This is a genomic window from Nonomuraea sp. NPDC049269 (assembly GCF_043197155.1).
In the GTDB taxonomy this organism is placed as follows: domain Bacteria; phylum Actinomycetota; class Actinomycetes; order Streptosporangiales; family Streptosporangiaceae; genus Nonomuraea.
Window position 1 is genome coordinate 253,045 of the sequence record NZ_JBICSO010000001.1, and the last position, 17,528, is coordinate 270,572.

The following is a 17,528-nucleotide window of genomic DNA, read 5'->3' on the forward strand; positions in this document are numbered from 1 at the left end:
CGACCGAAAGGATCGAGACATCCGGCGCGTGAGGTGAGGAGTTGTCCGCATGATGGCCTTCCTCGACCACACCGCCGTCACCGCGCAGGCCGACCTGGCCGCCCACTACGTGGCGGCCTTCGACCCCAAGCGGCGCCGCTCCCCATACCTGACGTACTACGACACCCGCAAGCGCGCAGGAGGACTGCTGCGTTTCGAGCACGCCATGCGCGCCGCAGGCTTCGAGGTGGCCGACGGCAGACTGCCCGACCACGTGGCGGTGGTGTGCGAACTGTCGGCCCGCGGTGGCGTGCGGGAGGCCCGGCGCCTGCTGCGGGAGCGCTGAACGCGCTGGTCAGGTATTTTGACCCCACATCAGGATGATCTTGATAGATGGCGTGGCGCAACGCGCGTGACGGGCCGACTCGGGCTTATTTTCTTATCTAATTTAAGTATGACGTTAACTCTTGAATTAAGTATTGACGCTCTCGTTAGGTCACCGTAAGGTCACTGTAAGGTCACGACCGTGAATTTCTCTTAGCCATGGTGCTCACTCACGCCGGCGGCTAGCCACCGGCGTACACCCCCCCACAGAAAGTGACACCCCCCATGAAAAGACAAGGAATCATCCTTGCCTCCGTGACGGCTTTAGCCGTGGCGGGCCTCGCTTCCCCGGCCTCGGCCGCCACCGGCCGGATCACCGGCTATGGCGGCAAGTGCGTCGACGTCGCCGGTGCCAGCAGCGCCAACGGCACCCAGGTCCAGCTCTGGACCTGCAACGGCACCACCGCCCAGTCGTGGACCACGCAGTCCGACGGCACGATCCGCGCACTCGGCAAGTGCCTGGACGTGGCGGGCGCGAGCAGCGCCAACGGCACCAAGGTGCAGATCTACGACTGCAACGGCACCGCCGCGCAGCAGTGGACGTCCGCCTCCGACGGCACCCTGCGAGCGCTCGGCAAGTGCCTGGACGCCACCAACGCCGGCTCGGCCGACGGCACACCCCTGCAGATCTGGAGCTGCGGCACCGGCGCCAACCAGAAGTGGACGCTGCCCTCCGGCGACAGCACCCCCAATCCCGGCAAGCTACCCGGCGCCCCGTACCTCTACATGGGGTGGGGGAGCCCGCCCAACCCGGGCACGGTCATGGACGCGACCGGTGTCAAGTCCTTCACGATGGCCTTCATCCTGTCCGGCGGCGGCTGCACGCCCCGCTGGGACGGCTCCCGTGCGCTGACCGGCGGCGCCGACCAGCAGGCGATCAACACGATCAAGTCCAAGGGCGGCAGCGTCCAGATCTCCTTCGGCGGCTGGTCGGGCAGCAAGCTCGGCCCCAACTGCGGTACGCCTGAGGCGTACGCGGGCGCCGTGCAGCAGGTCATCAACGCTCTGGGACCCGCGGCCGTCGACTTCGACATCGAGAACACCGACGAGTACGAGAACTACACCGTCCAGGACCGCATACTCAACGGCCTCAAGATCGTCAAGGCGAACAACCCGAACGTCAAGGTGGTCGTCACCTTCGGCACCTCCACCAGCGGCCCGGCCGGCGCGGGCACCCGGCTGATCAACCGGTCGAGGGAGCTCGGCGTCCCGATCGACAACTACACGATCATGCCGTTCGACTTCGGCGGCGGGTCCAACATGTACCAGAGCACGGTCAACGCGGCCGAAGGGCTGAAGAACGCTCTGAAGTCGGCGTTCGGCTGGTCGGACGCCACGGCGTACGCGCACATGGGCATCTCCGGCATGAACGGCCTGTCCGATCAGTCGGAGGTCACCTCGGTCGCCACCTGGACCCAGATCCGCGACTACGCCAACTCCCATGGCCTGACCAGGCTCGCCTTCTGGTCGGTCAACCGCGACCGCCCCTGCTCCGGAGGGCTGTCCGAAACCTGCAGCGGCGTCTCCCAGAGCGCCTGGGACTTCACCAGACTGACGGCGGGGTTCTGATGCGTGCCCTAGTCGTCCTCGTGCTGATCGCGGCCGGGTTCGTCCTCATGCCGGCAGCGCAGGCAGCCATCCCCACCGGCCTGACCACCGTGGTCGCCAAGCACAGCGGTAAGTGCGTTGACGCCCGCGGCGCCGCCACCGCCAACGGCACCGCCGTCCAGCAGTACGCGTGCAACGGCGGCGGCGCGCAGCTCTGGCAGTTTCAGGCCACCAGCGGCGGTTACCACCGGGTCAACAGCTCGCTCAACGCCACGCAGGCCTGGGACGTGACCGGTGTCTCGACCGCCGACAGCGCACCGGTCCAGTTGTGGGCCTACGGCGGCGGCAACAACCAGCAGTGGCTGCCGGTGGAGGAATCCGGAGGCACGTACCACCTGGTCAACAGGAACAGCGGCAAGTGCCTCGACGTGCCGGGCGCCTCCACGGCCGACAGCGTGCAACTGCAGCAGTACACCTGCAACGGCACAGCGGCGCAGTCGTTCACCCTGTCGGGCGGCGGCGGTGGCCCCAATCCCGACCTGGGGCCGAACGTGCGCGTCTTCGACCCGTCGATGCCCGCGTCCACGATTCAGTCGCAGCTCAACTCGGTGTTCAGCCAGCAGCAGTCCAACCAGTTCGGGTCCAACCGGTACGCGCTGCTGTTCAAGCCGGGCACCTACGGCGTGGACGTCAACGTGGGCTTCTACACCCAGGTCCTTGGCCTGGGACAGACGCCGGACGCGGTGACGATCAACGGAGCCGTGCACGCCGAGGCCGACTGGTTCGGCGGCAACGCCACGCAGAACTTCTGGCGCTCCGCCGAGAACCTCTCGGTCACCCCGGCGGGCGGCACGGATCGGTGGGCGGTCTCGCAGGCGGCGCCGTACCGGCGCATGCATGTGCGCGGAAACCTGCAGTTGGACGACGGCGGCTGGTCGAGCGGCGGGTGGATCTCCGACTCGCGGATCGACGGTCAGGTCAGGTCCGGGTCGCAACAGCAGTGGATCTCCCGCAACTCGGCCTTCGGGTCCTGGAGCGGGTCGAACTGGAACATGGTCTTCGTCGGGGTGTCCGGCGCGCCGGGCAACACCTTCCCCAGCCCGCCGTACACGACGGTGGGGCAGGCGCCGGTGGTACGGGAGAAGCCGTTCCTCTACATCGACGCGGCAGGGGCCTACCAGGTGTTCGTGCCCGCGCTGAAGTCGAACTCCGCCGGGGTGTCGTGGCCGGGCGCCGGCACGTCGCTGCCGATCAGTCAGTTCTTCGTCGTCAAGCCGGGCAACACCGCTGGTGACATCAACGCGGCACTGGCCGCGGGCAAGGACCTGCTGGTCACGCCGGGCGTCTACCACCTGAACGACACGATCAGGGTCACCAGGGCCGACACCGTGGTGCTCGGTCTTGGGTTGGCGACGTTCGTACCCGACAACGGCATCACGGCGATGACCGTCGCCGACGTGGACGGCGTCAAGATCGCCGGCCTGCTGATCGACGCCGGGACCACGAACTCGGCGACGCTCATGCAGGTCGGCCCGGCGGGCTCGGCGGCCTCACACGCGGCCAACCCCACCTCACTGCACGACGTCTTCTTCCGCGTCGGCGGCGCCGGGGTGGGCAAGGCGTCACAGAGCCTGGTGATCAACAGCGACAACGTGATCGGTGATCACACCTGGATCTGGCGGGCCGACCACGGCAGCGGCGTCGGGTGGAACACCAACACGACCGTCAACGGGCTCGTCGTCAACGGCGACGACGTGACGTTCTACGGACTGTTCGTCGAGCACTTCCACCAGTACCAGGTCATCTGGAACGGCAACGGCGGGCGGACCTACTTCTTCCAGAACGAGATGCCCTACGATCCGCCCAGCCAGGCGTCCTGGATGAACGGCTCCACCCGGGGCTGGGCCGCCTACAAGGTCGCCGGTTCGGTCACCTCGCATGAGGCCTGGGGGCTGGGCAGCTACTGCTACTTCAGCGCCAACCCCGCGGTGGTGGCCGACCGGGCCTTCGAGGTGCCGAACACGCCGGGGGTCCGCTTCCACCACATGGTGACGGTCTCCCTGGGCGGCACCGGAACCATCGCCCACGTCATCAATTCCACGGGAGGCCCAAGCAACTCCTCCACAAACGTCGCAAACCTCACCGAATACCCGTAACCCACCAACGCGTCCTCCCCTTTACCGAAAGGGGAGGACGCGCCGCGTCGGCTTGCTCGGGCTGAGCAGGTAGGCGGCCGGGTCGGAGTAGCGGCGCGGGCCAGGCACGAACACATCCCCAGATACCCGTACGAGCCGCCCAAGGCGGCCAGGTGCCCGTGGTCGCGGAGCAGCGGCGTCCGCGATGGCCTGCGCCGAGCGCGGTCGCCCCCATCCGACTTTCTCGCCACGGATCAGTCCGCCGCCCGTACCAGCGGAGGGCATCCGGGTCGACCTGAAGCCGCTCGGCCGGCCGCACGACCGGCGCGCGTGGCGCGGCCGCCACTTCGTCGGGCACGAATCCGAGCCACGGCAACGTGCACAAGGCACGCGCTCTGCCACCTGTGGCACTACCGCGACGACATCACGCTGAAGCGTTGCGCGATCATTCCGAAAACGTGGTCCATACTCGGTTGACCTTGTAGGCAATTAGTGGATACGTGGGCGTCTCTGGACTCCGGACCCCATGTTCCATCCTTCGCCCAGGGACACTGCCGCTGACGCCGAGAGCGCGCAGCCGCGACCAGCAATGACCACCGGGCATGATGTCGGGACATTTCACCGAGGTGCACCTGCTAGACATAGGGTCAACCCAAGGGAGCCCGTATGGATCAGCTCAGTCTCGGCGTCGTGTCACACTCACGCAAGGAGAACGAGCACCGGCTGGCCATCCACCCGCTGCACCTTGAGCGGATCGAAGCCGATCTTCAGCACCTCATCTACCTCGAACGCGGCTACGGCGAGCATTTCGGCATCTCTGATGAGCAACTGGCGCCGCACGTCGCCGGGTTGCTGTCACGGGAGGAGCTGGTGGCGCGCTGCGATGTCATCCTGCTGCCCAAACCCCTGGCCCAGGACCTCAAGGAGTTGCGCGACGGACAGATCCTGTGGGGCTGGCCGCACTGCGTACAGGATGAGGAGGTGACCCAGCTCGCGATCGACCGGCGGCTCACCCTGATCGCCTTCGAGGCGATGAACCACTGGAACAGTGACGGCACCTTCAACCTGCACGTCCTGCACAAGAACAATGAGATGGCCGGCTACTGCTCGGTTCTGCACGCCCTGGCGCTCACCGGGACGACCGGCGACTACGGGCGGCGGCTGCGGGCGGTCGTCATCAGCTTCGGCGCGACCGGCCGGGGCGCGGTGACGGCCCTGAACGCGCACGGCGTGAACGACATCGATCTGCTCACCTTCCGCGACGTCACCGCGGTCGCCTCGCCCATCCACTCGGCGCGCATCGTGCGCTTCGAGCACAAAGCCGACGACCCCAACCGCAGTTATGCGCTCACCGACAGCGGCCGGATCCCGCTCGCCGCGTTCATCGCCGACCATGACATCGTCGTCAACTGTGTGCTGCAGAACACCGACCATCCACTGATGTTCGTCACCGAGGACGATCTGGACGCCTTCGCGCCGGGCACACTCATCGTGGACGTGTCGTGCGATGAGGGGATGGGCTTCAGCTGGGCGCGGCCCACGTCCTTCACGCGGCCGATGTTCGAGGTGGGCGACAACGTCCATTACTACGCCGTCGACCACAGCCCGTCCTACCTGTGGGACTCGGCCACCTGGGAGATCAGCGAGTCCCTGCTGCCGCATCTGCGGACGGTGCTCACCGGCCCCAAGGCCTGGGACGAGGGCGACACCATCCGGCGAGCCATCGAGATCCGTGACGGCGTCATCCAGAACCCCGCCATCCTCTCCTTCCAGCACCGCTCACCGGACTACCCGCATGAGCGCGTGGGTCCCTCGATGTAGAGATTCCGAAAACATGGTCCATACCCGGTTGACCTTGTAGGAAATTAGTGGATACGTGGGAGAATGAGCCTCTGGACTCCGGATCCCACGTTCTATCCTTCGCCCAGGGACGCGGCCGACGCGCCCGCCGAGAAACTGGCCTACGTCGCCGCCTTCGACAGGTCGGCGACCAGGCCGGACGCGCTGACCGTACTCGACACCGATGCCACCTCGCCGACCTACGGCCAGGTGGTGGGCTGGACCGACCTGCCCTACACCGGCGACGAGCTGCACCACTTCGGCTGGAACGCCTGCAGCAGCGCGCTGTGCCCCTACGCCCCGCACCCGCACGTCGAACGCCGCTACCTCATCGTGCCGGGGCTGCGGTCCTCGCGGATCCACGTCTTCGACACCAAGGACCGGATCAGCCCCGAACTGGTCAAGGTCATCGACGCGGAGGAGCTGGCCAAGCGGGCCGGCTACTCGCGGCCCCACACCGTGCACTGCGGGCCGGAAGGGCTCTACCTGTCCGCGCTCGGCGGCGCCGACGGCAACGAGGGGCCGGGCGGGATCGCGATCCTCGACCACAACTCCTTCGAGGTGCTCGGGCGCTGGGAGGTCGACCGGGGGCCGCAGTATCTCGCCTACGACTTCTGGTGGCACCTCAACCATGACGTGCTGATCAGCTCCGAGTGGGGCACGCCGTCGATGATCGAGGACGGGGTGGTCGGGGAGCTGCTGCTCGGCCGCGCGTACGGGCACAAGCTGCACTTCTGGGACCTGCGCAAGCGCAGGCATGTCCAGGAGATCGACCTCGGCGACGAACACCAGATGACCCTGGAGCTCCGCCCGGCCCACGACCCCACCCGCACCTACGGGTTCGCGGGGGTCGTCATCAGCGTCGCGGACCTGTCGGCCTCCGTCTGGCTCTGGTTCCAGGAGGACGGCCGCTGGCAGGCCCGCAAGGTGATCTCCATTCCCGCCGAGCCCGCCGACGCCGGCCTGCTGCCGCCCCTGCTGCAGCCCTTCGGCGCGGTGCCTCCGCTGGTCACCGACATCGACCTGTCGGTCGACGATCAGCGGCTGTACGTCTCGTGCTGGGGCACCGGCGAGCTCAAGCAGTATGACGTCTCGGACCCGACCAAGCCCGTGGAGCTGGGCTCGCTCAAGATCGGCGGCATCGTCCGGCAGGCGCCCCATCCAGCCGAGCCGTCGCTGCCCCTGCGGGGCGGTCCCCAGATGGTGGAGGTCAGCCGCGACGGCCGCCGCGTCTACGTCACCAACTCCCTGTACGGCGCCTGGGACGACCAGTTCTACCCCGAGGGTGTCGGCGCCTGGATGGCCAAGATCGACGCCGACTCCTTCACCCTCGACACCCGCTTCTTCCCCCACGGCGAGGCGTTTCGCGGCCTGCGCCCCCACCAGGTACGGCTTCAGGGCGGCGATGCCTCCTCCGATTCCTACTGCTACCCGTGACGACCGCCACCGTGCTCCTGCTGGGCGCCTTCCACGGCCTGAACCCGGCCATGGGCTGGCTGTTCGCCGTGGCCCGCGGCCTGCAGGAGCGCAGCAGGGACCTGCTGCTGCAGTCGCTGCCGGTCATCGCGCTCGGCCACCTGGCCTCGGTCGCCCTGGTCGCGCTCGTCGTCGGCGCCACCGGCTCGCTGGTCACCGGCAGGGTGCTGTCGATCGGCGGCGGGGTGGTGCTGGTCGGGTTCGGCCTGTGGCGGCTGCTGTCGACCCGGCACTTCCGCTGGGTGGGGATGCGGCTGTCGCTGTGGCAGCTGGCCTGCTGGTCGTTCCTGATGTCCTCGGCCCACGGCGCCGGCCTGATGCTGCTACCGGTCTTCACCAGCCTGCACGTCCCCGGCCACCCGGGCCACGCCCTCACGGGCGGCCTGGCGGTGGCCGCCCTGCACACGCTGGCGATGTTCGTGGTGGCGGGCGTCATCGCCCTGGTCGTGTACGAGGTGGTGGGCCTCACGGTGCTCCGGCGCGCCTGGTTCAACCTGGATCGCATGTGGGCGGTCGCCCTCGTGAGCGCGGGCGTCATCACCCTGGTCCAGGCGTGACGGCCAGATCCGCAGCGCCGTGGCGGCGAGCCGGAGCAGCTCCTCCCTCCCCGCACCCCCGGCGGCCGCGACCGCGATGCCGTCAGACAGGGCGGTGACCAGGTGCGCCAGGTCGGCGGGGTCGCAGTCGCCCGGCAGGTCGCCCTCGTCACGCGCCCGCTCCAGGCGCGCGCGCAGAGCCGCCTCGCCGGCCTTCCTGCGGGCCGCCACCTCCTGCCGCACCGGCTCGGCCTCCGGCCCACCGGCATGTACGCAGTGGACGCTGAGGCATCCGCGAGGGGTGTCGGGGCCGGCGGTCAGCTCGACCGCGCCATACAGCAGCGCTTCGACGACGTCCCTGGCCCGCGGCGCCTCCAGGGCGCGGGCGGCGTAGGCCCCCGGGCCCCGCAGGTAGCGGTCCAGCACCTTGCGGAAGAGCTCCTCCTTGTTGCCGAAGGCGGCATAGAGGCTGGGCCGGTTGACGCCCATGGCCGCGGTGAGATCGGAGATCGCCGTGCCTTCGTAGCCCTGGCTCCAGAAGACCTCGAGCGCGCTGTCCAGCGCGGCGTCGGGGTCGAACGCGCGCGGGCGTCCTCCTGGCATACGCACCTCCTCCATGTTTCTTACCAATCGGTACGTTACTCGTTGACGCGCGCCCCGGCTCCCCGCTAGTTTCTTACCGATCGGTATATAACTTGTGGAGGAGCCATCGTGATCCGTATCGGCCTCATCGGCGCCAGCCCTGACCGCGGCTGGGCGACGGCCGCCCACCTTCCCGCGCTTTCGGCCCTGGAGGAGTACGAGGTGACCGCCGTCGCGACCACTAGGCTGGACAGCGCCCGACGTACCGCCGCCGCGTTCGGCATCCCGCACGCCTTCGCCGACGCCGGCGAGCTGGCCGCCCATCCGGACGTCGACCTGGTCGCCGTGGTGGTGAAAGCGCCCGGCCACGCCAAGGCGATCGAGGCGGCGCTCGCGGCGGGCAAGCACGTCGTCTCGGAGTGGCCGCTGGGAGTGAACCTGACCGAGGCCGTCCAGCTCGCCGAGGCCGCCACCGCCGCCGGGGTGGCCAACGCGATCGTCCTTCAGGGCTTCCACTCTCCCTCGGCCGCCTTCGTCAAGGACCTGATCGCCGAGGGGCGGATCGGCGTCCTGGAGTCGATCACCATCGTGGCCGCGGGTGACATACTCGGCGGGGCCCGCATCCCGCAAGATCTCGCCTGGAGCACCGACCCGGCCGCGGGGATGAACCTGCTGACCGTCATGGCCGGACATGTCCTGGCCATGGTCGAGCACCTGGCCGGGCCGATGACCGAGCTGTCGGCCTCGCTCGCCCACCGCCATCGCGAGGTCAAGGTGATCGAGACCGGCCGGATGGTGCCCAGCGGGGTGCCCAGCCACGTGGCCGTCCACGGGCTGCTGGAGAGCGGCGCCGTGGCCGTGGTGAGCGTGCACGGAGGCAGCGCGCCGGGGCCCGACGGCTTCCACATCAAGATCACTGGTACCGAGGGCACGCTGGCCGTCGCCCCCACCCGGCCGGGACTGTACCCGCACTGGGCCGACTGGACCGTGACCCACGCCGCCGCCGACGGCACCCGCGCCGAGTACACCGTCGCGAACGACTCGCCCCTGCCGGCGGGACCGGCCGCCAACCTCGCCGTCTTCTACCGGGAGCTGGCCCGGGCGCTCGCCGACGGCCGGCCGGCGCACCCGTCCTTCGACACGGCCGTGCGCCAGCACCGCGTGCTGGCCGCCATCGAGAACGCCTCGCGCACCGGCGTCCGCCAGGCGATCACCGGCTAGAGAGCGCCACCGCGCCGAAGAACCGGCTCAGAGGGAGGCTGTGCCCAGGTCGCGGATCACCTGGGCCAGAGCGCGGACGGGTTCGGTCTCGGCGTCGCCGCGCCACACCAGCCCCCATCTCAGCAGCGGGGCGTCGTGGATCGGCAGGTAGACGATGTCGGGGCGAGCGTGGTAGCGGGCGGCGTGGGCGGCCAGGTTGTGCACGGCCCCGTCGGCACCGACGAGGGTGAACACGTCGTCCAGGTGTGAGACGGCCAGACTGCGCTCGATCAGCCGGCCGCTGGGGGTCTGGAAGGGCGTGAAGGCGTCCTCCCAGTAGTCGGGCTGGACGATCGAGGGCCGCATGACGCCGTGGTCGCCCAGCGCCTCGAGGGAGACCGACTCGCGGCCGGCGAGCGCGTGGCCGACAGGCACCAGCATCACCCTGTGCTCGGTGAAGACGACCGGCCCGACGGTCAGGTCGGGCTCCTCCACCGGCAGCCACGACACCAGGACGTCGATCTCCCCGTTGCGCAGCGGCTCGAACGGCTGGATGAAGGGATTGTGCCGGATCCGCAGCCCCCACGCGGGATGGCGGGAGCGGAACTCCTGCCAGAACGGGCGCAGGTCGTGGGCGTTGCTGGCCAGCATGCCGACGCGCAGCACATCGGTCTTGCCCTGGGCGGCCAGCCTGGCTCGTTCCATGCTGTCGTGCAGGCCCTGGTACACCACCCGCAGGTCCTGGTACAGCCGCTCGCCGAGCGAGGTGAGCTGGACATTGCGGCTGGTGCGCTCGAACAGCTTGCCGCCGACGCCGCGCTCCTGCTTCTTGATCGCCTGGCTCACCCGAGCCGGAGTCACGTGCAGCCGCTCGGCGGTCTTGCCGAAGTGGAGCTCCTCGGCCAGGGCCAGAAAGATCTCGATGTCCCGCAGCTCCATTCCGCCCCCGATCGTGAACTTCTGGGTTAACCGGCATTGCGGCTTCCGCCGTTGTTTCCAGCCTGGCCAGCCAGAATGCTTGATCTTGTCAGCGGAGCGGGCTCCGGTGACCAAAGATCGACCTATCGGAAGGAAGTGTGGCATGGGCCTGTCGGTCCGGCGACCAGAGCCAGAGGCTCGCGCGTGAACGTGATCGCCTCCACGGTGTCGCTGAGCGTTGACGACATGGCGGCCTGCAGCCGGTTCTTCGGCACGCACCTGGGCTTTCGCGAGGTGGTGTCCGGCGACGGTTTCGTGTGGCTGGGTCGCGACGACGCGGCGGTGGACCTGGTCGTACGACAGCGCGACCTCGAGCAACCGCCGCAGGGCCGCGGCGACCGCCGGACGGACATGGTCGTGTCCTTCACCGTCGTCGGGATCGACGCCGAGCACGACCGGCTGCGCCGGGAGGGCGCCAACATCACCACGCCACTGCGCCAGGAGCCGTGGGGCGAGTGGCGGCTGCGCCTGACCGACCCCAACGGCGTCGTGGTCCAGCTCGCCGAATGGATTCCGCCCGCCGGGGCGTGACCCCGCTGGCCGGCCACCACTGACCTGCACCCCCCTTCACACCATCAAGGAGACGAAGAACATGTCGGAGAACCTCACCTGGGACGCTGACGGCAACTGGACGGCCTCGGGGGAGTGGGGCACCAGCGGCTCCACCGGCCGGGGCTTCCACCTCGCCCGCTGGCAGGCCCGGCTGGACGAGCTGCGCGCCGCCCACCACGTGCCGGGCGCGGCGCTGGCCGTGCTGGTCGACGGCCAGGTCCACGAGCTGGCCAGCGGGCTGCTGCACCGGGGGACCGGGGTGGAGGTGACGCCGGACTCCATCTTCCATTCGGGGTCGATCGCCAAGGTCTACACCGCCACGCTGGTGATGCGGCTGGTCGACGAAGGCAGGCTGGAGCTGGACGCGCCGGTGGTGGACGTGCTGCCGGAGTTCGCCACCCCCGACCCGGAAGCCACCCAGACGATCACCATCCGGCAGTTGCTGTCCCACACCGGCGGGGTGACCAACGACTTCAACCACGACTCAGGCCGCGGCGACGACTGCCTGGCCAAGTACGTCGAGGCGGCCCGGGAGGTGGCGCTGGACTGCCCGCCCGGTACCGCGGTCTCCTACGGCGGCCTCGGCTACGTGGTGCTGGGCCGGGTCATCGAGGTGGTCACCGGGCTGACCTGGGACCAGGCGCTGAAGGAGCTGCTGTTCGCCCCGCTGGGGCTGCAACGGTCGATGACGCTGCCGGAGGAGGCCCTGCGCTTCCGCGTGGCCATGAGCCACCTGGGCGAGCCCGGAAAGGACCCGGACCCGGCACCGGTGTGGGACATGATGCCGCGCTCGGCGGGCCCCGCCGGCCGGGTGCTGGTCTCCGCCGGTGACCTGGCCCGCCTCGCCCACATGCACCTGGAGGACGGCAAGGGAGTGCTGTCGCCGCGGGCGGTGGCGGCGATGCGGCGCCGCGAGGTGGACGTGCCCGACAAGTGGACCGTCAGCGCCGACGGCTGGGGCCTGGGCTGGACCCTGTACGACTGGGACGGCATCGCCGGCTACGGCCACGACGGCGCCGCCATCGGCCAGTACGCCTACCTGCGGGTCGTCCCGCACGCGGGCGTGGCCGTGGCCCTGATGACCAACGGCGGCAGCGCCCGGCTGCTCTACGCGGACCTGTTCCGCGAGCTGCTCGGCGAACTCGCCGGCGTCACCATGCCCGCCCCCTTCGGACCGCCCGCGCAACCCCCGGCCGTCGACATCACGCCGCTGCTGGGCACGTACAAGCGGGAAGGCGTCGTCATCACCGTCAGCCGCGACGACGGGAACGCGCACATGCGCTACGAGTTCGTCGACGGCATGAAGGACCTCTCCCCGCCCCTGGAGATGACCCTGGAGCCGGTCACGGACACGGTCTTCGCCGCCTCCGGCGCGGGCCCCTCCTTCAGCGAGGACTACATGCCCGTGGTCTTCTCCACCTTGTCCAACGGCACTGAGTGCGTGTACGTCGGCATGCGGGCCACCCCCAAGGTCTGACCCGTTGGCACGCCCAACGATTCTTGCTATGGTTGGCCTGGCCAACATTGGCCAGGCCAACTAGTTTTCGGCAAGGAGCACGACCGGTGAACGTTCCGTACGACACCCAGATCAAGACCTTGGACCCGATCTTCGCGGAGATGAGCGCCGCCACGCACCAGAAGGCCTGGGCCGGAAACCCCGAGCTGACCCCGCGGGAGAAGATCCTGCTCAGCGTGGTCGCCGACGTCTGCCAGCAGACCCTCGGACTGCCTTTCGAAGCCCACGTGACGATGGGCCTGGAACACGGCGTCGACGCCGACGACCTCCGCGAACTGCTGCGCTTCATCTCCTACGACAGCGGCTACCCGGCGGCGCTGGCGGCCCTGGCCCGCCTGACCGACATCGAGCGCGAACAGGGCCTTGCCGGCCCCACCGGGCAGGGTCATCCGGTGAACGCGGACGGCACGGGAAGCCCGATCCCCGCGCCGACCCGGCGGGCCGTGCACAACCTCGACGCCGGCTTCGCCGACTTCATGGACCTGCAGTCGCGCATGCGCACCGGCATGCGGCGGCTGACCGTCCGCGAGCGGGCGTTCGCCACGATCACCGTAGACGTCCTCTACCAGACGCTGGAGGAGAGTTTCCGCGTCCATGTGACGCGTGCCTTCAGCACGGGTGCCACCCCCGAGGAGGTCCGCGCGGTCGTACGGTTCTCGGGCCAGTTCGGCATGACGAAGGCGTGGAGCGGCATGCGGGCGCTCAACGACCTCTTCACCGAGACCGGCACCGTCTTCGCCTGAGCTCCCCGGATCGCGCAGCGGCGCCGCTGTGCTCGTAACGTGGGCGTGATGCTGCTTCGATCCCAGCCCCCGGACCCCGGCGGCACACCGTACGACGCGCCCGGCGTCAAGGCGTTCCTGCCCTTCGTCCTGCTGGCCACGGGCGCGATCTGGGAGACCGTCGACGGTTCGCTGCGGCCCGCGTGGCTGTCGTGGACGGGCCTGGCCGGCATGTCCGTCCTGTACGTACTGACGGTGATCATGGCCTTCCGGCGCCGGGCCGTGCCCGCCCGGGTCGCGCTGGCGGCGCTGGCCGCGGTCGTCTTCGCCCTGGCGATCGTGCTGGGCGGCGGCTGGTACTACCTGTTCCCGCTGCTGGGCATCGCGTGCGGCATCACCTTGTACGGCCGAGCGGTGCGCGTCGTCACGGCGGCGGTGCCCTTGGGCGCGGCGCTGGTGGTGTGGGCCGGCGGCGGCACGCTGGAGTCGATCCTGGCGTTCTCGTGGGGGACGTTCAGCGCGGGCCTGGTCGTGGCCGTCATCCTGCACCTGCACGCGATCATCGGCGAACTGAACGAGACCCGCCAGCGGCTGGCCGAGGCGGCCGTCGCGCAGGAGCGGCTGCGCTTCTCCCGCGACCTGCACGACCTGCTCGGCCACACCCTGTCGGTCATCGTGGTCAAGGCGGAGGCGGTACGCCGGCTGATCCGCCGCGACCCCGGCCAGGCCGAACGCCAGGCCGCCGACATCGAGACCGTCGGCCGGCAGGCGCTGACCGAGGTACGCGAGGCGGTCACCGGCTACCGGGCGGGCAGCCTGGCCGACGAGCTCACGCGGGCCCGCGACGCCCTGGCGGCGGCCGGGGTGCGGGTGAACGTCCACCGCACAGGACCGCCGCCGGCCGCCCAGGCCGAGGCACTGCTGGGCTGGGTGGTACGCGAGGGAGTCACCAACATCATCCGCCACAGCGGCGCCACCGAGGCGGAGATCGACCTGACGGGCCTGACCCTGACGATCCGCGACAACGGCACCAACGGCCCGCAGCCCGCCGACACCGGCACCGGCACCGGCACCGGCAGCGGGCTGCGCGGCCTGGCCGAACGGCTCGGCCAGGCGGGCGGCGCCATCGAGGCGGGCCCCCACCCGCAGGGCGGCTTCCACCTCACCGCCACCCTCCCGCCCGGCGAATAGGCGAGCAGGCGGGTGGGCTCCGCGTCCGGCTCGACGGCCTGGCCGAGCTTGGAACCTCCGGCCGCCCGCCGGTGTACCGAAGACGTGACCACCATCACCAGACGCCAAGCCCTGGCGCTCGCCGCCGCGGCCGCCGTATCGGCCTGCGCCACCACCCAGCCGCCGCCCAAGGCGGCGCCCCCCGCCCCGCGCGGCCGCCTGCTCGCCGAGACCGCCGCCGGGCTGTCCCTGGTCGAGCTGTCCACCGGCGCGGTGACGGCCACCTACCCCGGGGCCGTGCCCGGCGCCCGCTGGCTGCGCCTGTACCAGCTCGACCACGGCCACCTGCGCACCTACGACACCACCACCGGCCACCTCGTCGAACAGGCCGCCGCCCCCGGCGAACGGATCAAGGCCGTCTCCGACCGGGTCGTGGCCCTCGGCCCCGAACCTGGCCCGCGCAGCCGTACCTCGATCACCCTGACCGGAGCCGACGGCACCCGGACGCTCCAGCTCGACGGCAACATCGAACCGGAGGCGTTCTCCGGCGACGGCCAGGTCATGTACGTCCTGGACCACCTGCCGCCCGAACACCCCGACCGCTACCGCGTCCGCATGTACGACCTGGCCGCCGGCCGGATGACGCCGCTGCTGACCCGCGCCAAGCAGCCCGTGCCGCTGTCGAAGGAGGAGGAGATGCGCGGCACGGGCCGCCAGGCCGTCCACGACCCGGACCTGGCCACCCTCTACACGCTCTACACCCACCAGGACGAGCACCTGCACACCCGCGACCTGATCGCGGGCCACGACCTGAGCCCCGGCGTGCACGCGTTCGTGCACGTGCTCAGCCTGGACCAGCGCTGGGCCTACTGCCTGGACCTGCCCGAGCCGTTCGGTCTCGGCCCGCCGCTCTCGCACGCGATGGCGCTGGACGCCCAGGCCAGGCGGCTGTACGTCGTCGACGCCTCCACCGGCCGGGTCGTGGTCGCCTCCACCGACTACCTGCGGATCGAACGCGGCGCCCTGCTGGGCGAGCAGCCCGGCGGCGAGGCCTACGCGGTGGCCGCCGACGGCCGCGTCTACCTGGCGGCGGGCAAGCGGCTGCTGTCGGCCGACGGCCAGACGCTGGCCCTGGCCGGCGCCTGGGACCTGCCGGGCCAGGCGCGGGGGCTGGCCTGGCTGAACGGCGAGCTGCTGGCCGGCGCGGGCGAGCAGGTGCTGCGGCTCCAGCCGCGCACCGGCGCGCGGCTGGGCACCCTCACTCTGCCCGGCCTGCGTGAGCTACGGCACGCCGAGCCGTCCTACGGCTGACCGCGGCGGCGAAGGCGGAGATGACCGGGTGCGGGCGGCTACCGTCGCCGAACAGCTCCGGCTGGAACAACGTGGCCAGGTAGAACGGGTGTCCGGGCAGCTCGGCCACCCGCGCCATGCCGTCGTCGGCGTGCCCGGAGAAGACCAGGCCGTGCTCGACGAGCTGCTGCTTGTAGGCGTCGTTGAGGCCGTAGGAACAGCTGTAGGCCTCCATCGTGGTGGGCGAGCCGATGATCTGCTCGATCAGCGTGCCGGAGGCCAGCCGTACCAGCCCCTCGTGGCCGGCCAGCGAGCACTGCAGCGGCAGCAGCAGGAAGTCGCGCGCCCCCGGGTCGTTCTCGGCGTGGGCCACGTCGAGTCCGCACACGCCGCGCGCGTACTCCAGCAGCAGGTGCTGAAAGCCGCCGCAGGTGCCCAGGACGGGGATGCCGTGCTCGCGCGCGGTCCGCGCGGCGCTGATCACGCCCTCCTCGCTGAGGTACGGGCTGCCGGGCACGATCCAGATGCCGTCGAAGCGTTGGAGGGCGTCGTCGTGGGCGTCGGTGGAGGGGATCCAGTAGGGGTCGAGCGCGATGCCGTCACGTTCGCGCAGCGCCTGGATGATCAGCGGGATGCGGACGTGCGCGCGCACGCTGGGCGAGCGGTCTCCGACCAGGGCGATTCTCATGCCTCCATGGTGCGGCGAACCCCTCCTTAAGCGCCAACGATGATGTCTGTACGTGCTATAAGAAACACTGATGGACCCTCATCTGCTGCGTACGTTCGTCACCGTCGCCGAGACGGGCTCGTTCTCCGCGGCGGCCGAACGCCTCGGCTACACCCAGTCGGCCATCTCCCAGCAGGTCGCCGCGCTGGAGAGCGACCTGGGCCTGCCGCTGCTGCACCGCCGCCCGGTCACACCCACCGAGGCGGGCCTGCGCCTGCTGGAGCACGCCGGGCCGCTGCTGCTGCGCATCCGCGCCGCGCGGGCCGACGTGCTGCGCACCGCCGCACTGCCCGCCCACCGCCTGACCCTGGCCGCCACACCCCTGGCGCTCAACTCGGTCCTGGCCGTACGACTGGCGGCGGCAAGGGCGGCGCAGCCGCGGCTACGGGTGACGGTACGCACCTGCGGCCGGGACGAGGTGGCCAGGCAGGTGGCCGACGGCACGGCCGAGGCGGGCCTGGCCGACGGGATCACCGCGCCCAACGACCCGCTGCGCCTGCCCGACGTCGGCCCGCTGACCACGGTCGGCGTGGCCGAGGAAGGCCTGGTTGTGGCGCTGCCCGGCGACCACCCCCTGGCCGGCCGGACAGGGCTGCGGCTGGCCGACCTGGTCGACGCGCACTGGCTGCAGACGACACTGTGCCCGCTGGAGCGGCTGCGTGACCTGCTGGGCGACGGCTTCCGGCCCGCGCTCGACTACACCGGCGACGACGTGCACACCGTGCTCAACCTGGTCGCCGCCGGTCACGGCCTGACCCTGCTGCCCGCCTCCGCCGCCTGCGGCGTGCCGCTGGTGTCGCCCCGGCTGGTGCACCGCGTCGAACTGCTGCACGGCAGCCTCCCACCCGGCCCCGCCGCCGACCTGGCAGCGCGCCTGGCACCATGACAGCGATC

15 protein-coding genes and 1 pseudogene are annotated in these 17,528 nt (G+C 70.4%); 13 read left to right on the top strand and 3 right to left on the bottom strand.

The window, feature by feature from the left end:
* Positions 1–49 precede the first annotated feature (49 nt).
* From ACGFNP_RS01270 to ACGFNP_RS01295, 6 genes are all read left to right on the top strand, one after another.
* The gene (locus tag ACGFNP_RS01270) at positions 50–325 is read left to right on the top strand and encodes a nitrate reductase molybdenum cofactor assembly chaperone (RefSeq protein WP_393313447.1); all 276 of its coding nucleotides are present in this window, start codon (positions 50–52) and stop codon (positions 323–325) included.
* 293 nt (positions 326–618) lie between these two features.
* The gene (locus ACGFNP_RS01275) at positions 619–1,932 is read left to right on the top strand and encodes a ricin-type beta-trefoil lectin domain protein (protein ID WP_393313450.1); all 1,314 of its coding nucleotides are present in this window, start codon (positions 619–621) and stop codon (positions 1,930–1,932) included.
* Positions 1,932–4,067: an RICIN domain-containing protein gene (locus tag ACGFNP_RS01280; protein WP_393313453.1), complete on the top strand. Its 2,136-nt coding sequence runs from the start codon at positions 1,932–1,934 to the stop codon at positions 4,065–4,067. The genes ACGFNP_RS01275 and ACGFNP_RS01280 overlap by 1 nt, the downstream gene beginning before the upstream one ends.
* 645 nt (positions 4,068–4,712) lie before the next feature.
* The gene (locus ACGFNP_RS01285) at positions 4,713–5,867 is read left to right on the top strand and encodes a N(5)-(carboxyethyl)ornithine synthase (protein WP_393313456.1); all 1,155 of its coding nucleotides are present in this window, start codon (positions 4,713–4,715) and stop codon (positions 5,865–5,867) included.
* A 63-nt stretch (positions 5,868–5,930) separates the two neighbouring features.
* Positions 5,931–7,322: a selenium-binding protein SBP56-related protein gene (locus tag ACGFNP_RS01290; RefSeq protein ID WP_393313459.1), complete on the top strand. Its 1,392-nt coding sequence runs from the start codon at positions 5,931–5,933 to the stop codon at positions 7,320–7,322.
* Positions 7,319–7,918, top strand: a complete 600-nt coding sequence (locus ACGFNP_RS01295) for a hypothetical protein (RefSeq protein ID WP_393313462.1) — start codon at positions 7,319–7,321, stop codon at positions 7,916–7,918. The genes ACGFNP_RS01290 and ACGFNP_RS01295 overlap by 4 nt, the downstream gene beginning before the upstream one ends.
* 75 nt (positions 7,919–7,993) lie before the next feature.
* Here ACGFNP_RS01295 and ACGFNP_RS01300 read toward each other — a convergent pair.
* Positions 7,994–8,515 (bottom strand): annotated as a pseudogene (locus ACGFNP_RS01300) (TetR/AcrR family transcriptional regulator); the annotation flags it as partial.
* 93 nt (positions 8,516–8,608) lie between these two features.
* Here ACGFNP_RS01300 and ACGFNP_RS01305 point away from each other — a divergent pair.
* A complete protein-coding gene (locus ACGFNP_RS01305) occupies positions 8,609–9,700 on the top strand; it encodes a Gfo/Idh/MocA family oxidoreductase (protein WP_358341547.1) in 1,092 nt (363 codons plus the stop codon).
* Positions 9,701–9,727: 27 nt separating this feature from the next.
* Here the strand turns inward: ACGFNP_RS01305 and ACGFNP_RS01310 are convergent, their stop codons facing one another.
* Entirely contained in the window at positions 9,728–10,618 is an 891-nt protein-coding gene (locus ACGFNP_RS01310; protein WP_393313465.1) for a LysR family transcriptional regulator, read from the bottom strand.
* Between the two features lie 183 nt (positions 10,619–10,801).
* On the opposite strand from ACGFNP_RS01310, the gene ACGFNP_RS01315 reads away from it, so the two are divergent.
* The 5 genes from ACGFNP_RS01315 (at position 10,802) to ACGFNP_RS01335 (ending at position 15,928) form a co-directional block, all read left to right on the top strand.
* A complete protein-coding gene (locus ACGFNP_RS01315; RefSeq protein ID WP_393313467.1) occupies positions 10,802–11,188 on the top strand; it encodes a VOC family protein in 387 nt (128 codons plus the stop codon).
* Positions 11,189–11,249: 61 nt separating this feature from the next.
* The gene (locus ACGFNP_RS01320; RefSeq protein ID WP_393313470.1) at positions 11,250–12,686 is read left to right on the top strand and encodes a serine hydrolase domain-containing protein; all 1,437 of its coding nucleotides are present in this window, start codon (positions 11,250–11,252) and stop codon (positions 12,684–12,686) included.
* 86 nt (positions 12,687–12,772) lie between these two features.
* Complete coding sequence (locus tag ACGFNP_RS01325) at positions 12,773–13,468, top strand: carboxymuconolactone decarboxylase family protein (protein WP_358342868.1); 696 nt, start codon at positions 12,773–12,775, stop codon at positions 13,466–13,468.
* Between the two features lie 48 nt (positions 13,469–13,516).
* Positions 13,517–14,638, top strand: a complete 1,122-nt coding sequence (locus ACGFNP_RS01330) for a sensor histidine kinase (RefSeq protein WP_393313474.1) — start codon at positions 13,517–13,519, stop codon at positions 14,636–14,638.
* 84 nt (positions 14,639–14,722) lie between these two features.
* Complete coding sequence (locus tag ACGFNP_RS01335) at positions 14,723–15,928, top strand: hypothetical protein (RefSeq protein ID WP_393313477.1); 1,206 nt, start codon at positions 14,723–14,725, stop codon at positions 15,926–15,928.
* Here ACGFNP_RS01335 and ACGFNP_RS01340 read toward each other — a convergent pair.
* Positions 15,876–16,595, bottom strand: coding sequence for a hypothetical protein (locus tag ACGFNP_RS01340; RefSeq protein ID WP_393313480.1), 720 nt, complete (start codon positions 16,593–16,595; stop codon positions 15,876–15,878). The genes ACGFNP_RS01335 and ACGFNP_RS01340 overlap by 53 nt on opposite strands.
* 70 nt (positions 16,596–16,665) lie before the next feature.
* Between ACGFNP_RS01340 and ACGFNP_RS01345 the strand changes: the two genes are divergently transcribed.
* Entirely contained in the window at positions 16,666–17,520 is an 855-nt protein-coding gene (locus ACGFNP_RS01345; protein WP_358333650.1) for a LysR family transcriptional regulator, read from the top strand.
* The last annotated feature ends 8 nt before the right edge of the window (positions 17,521–17,528 follow it).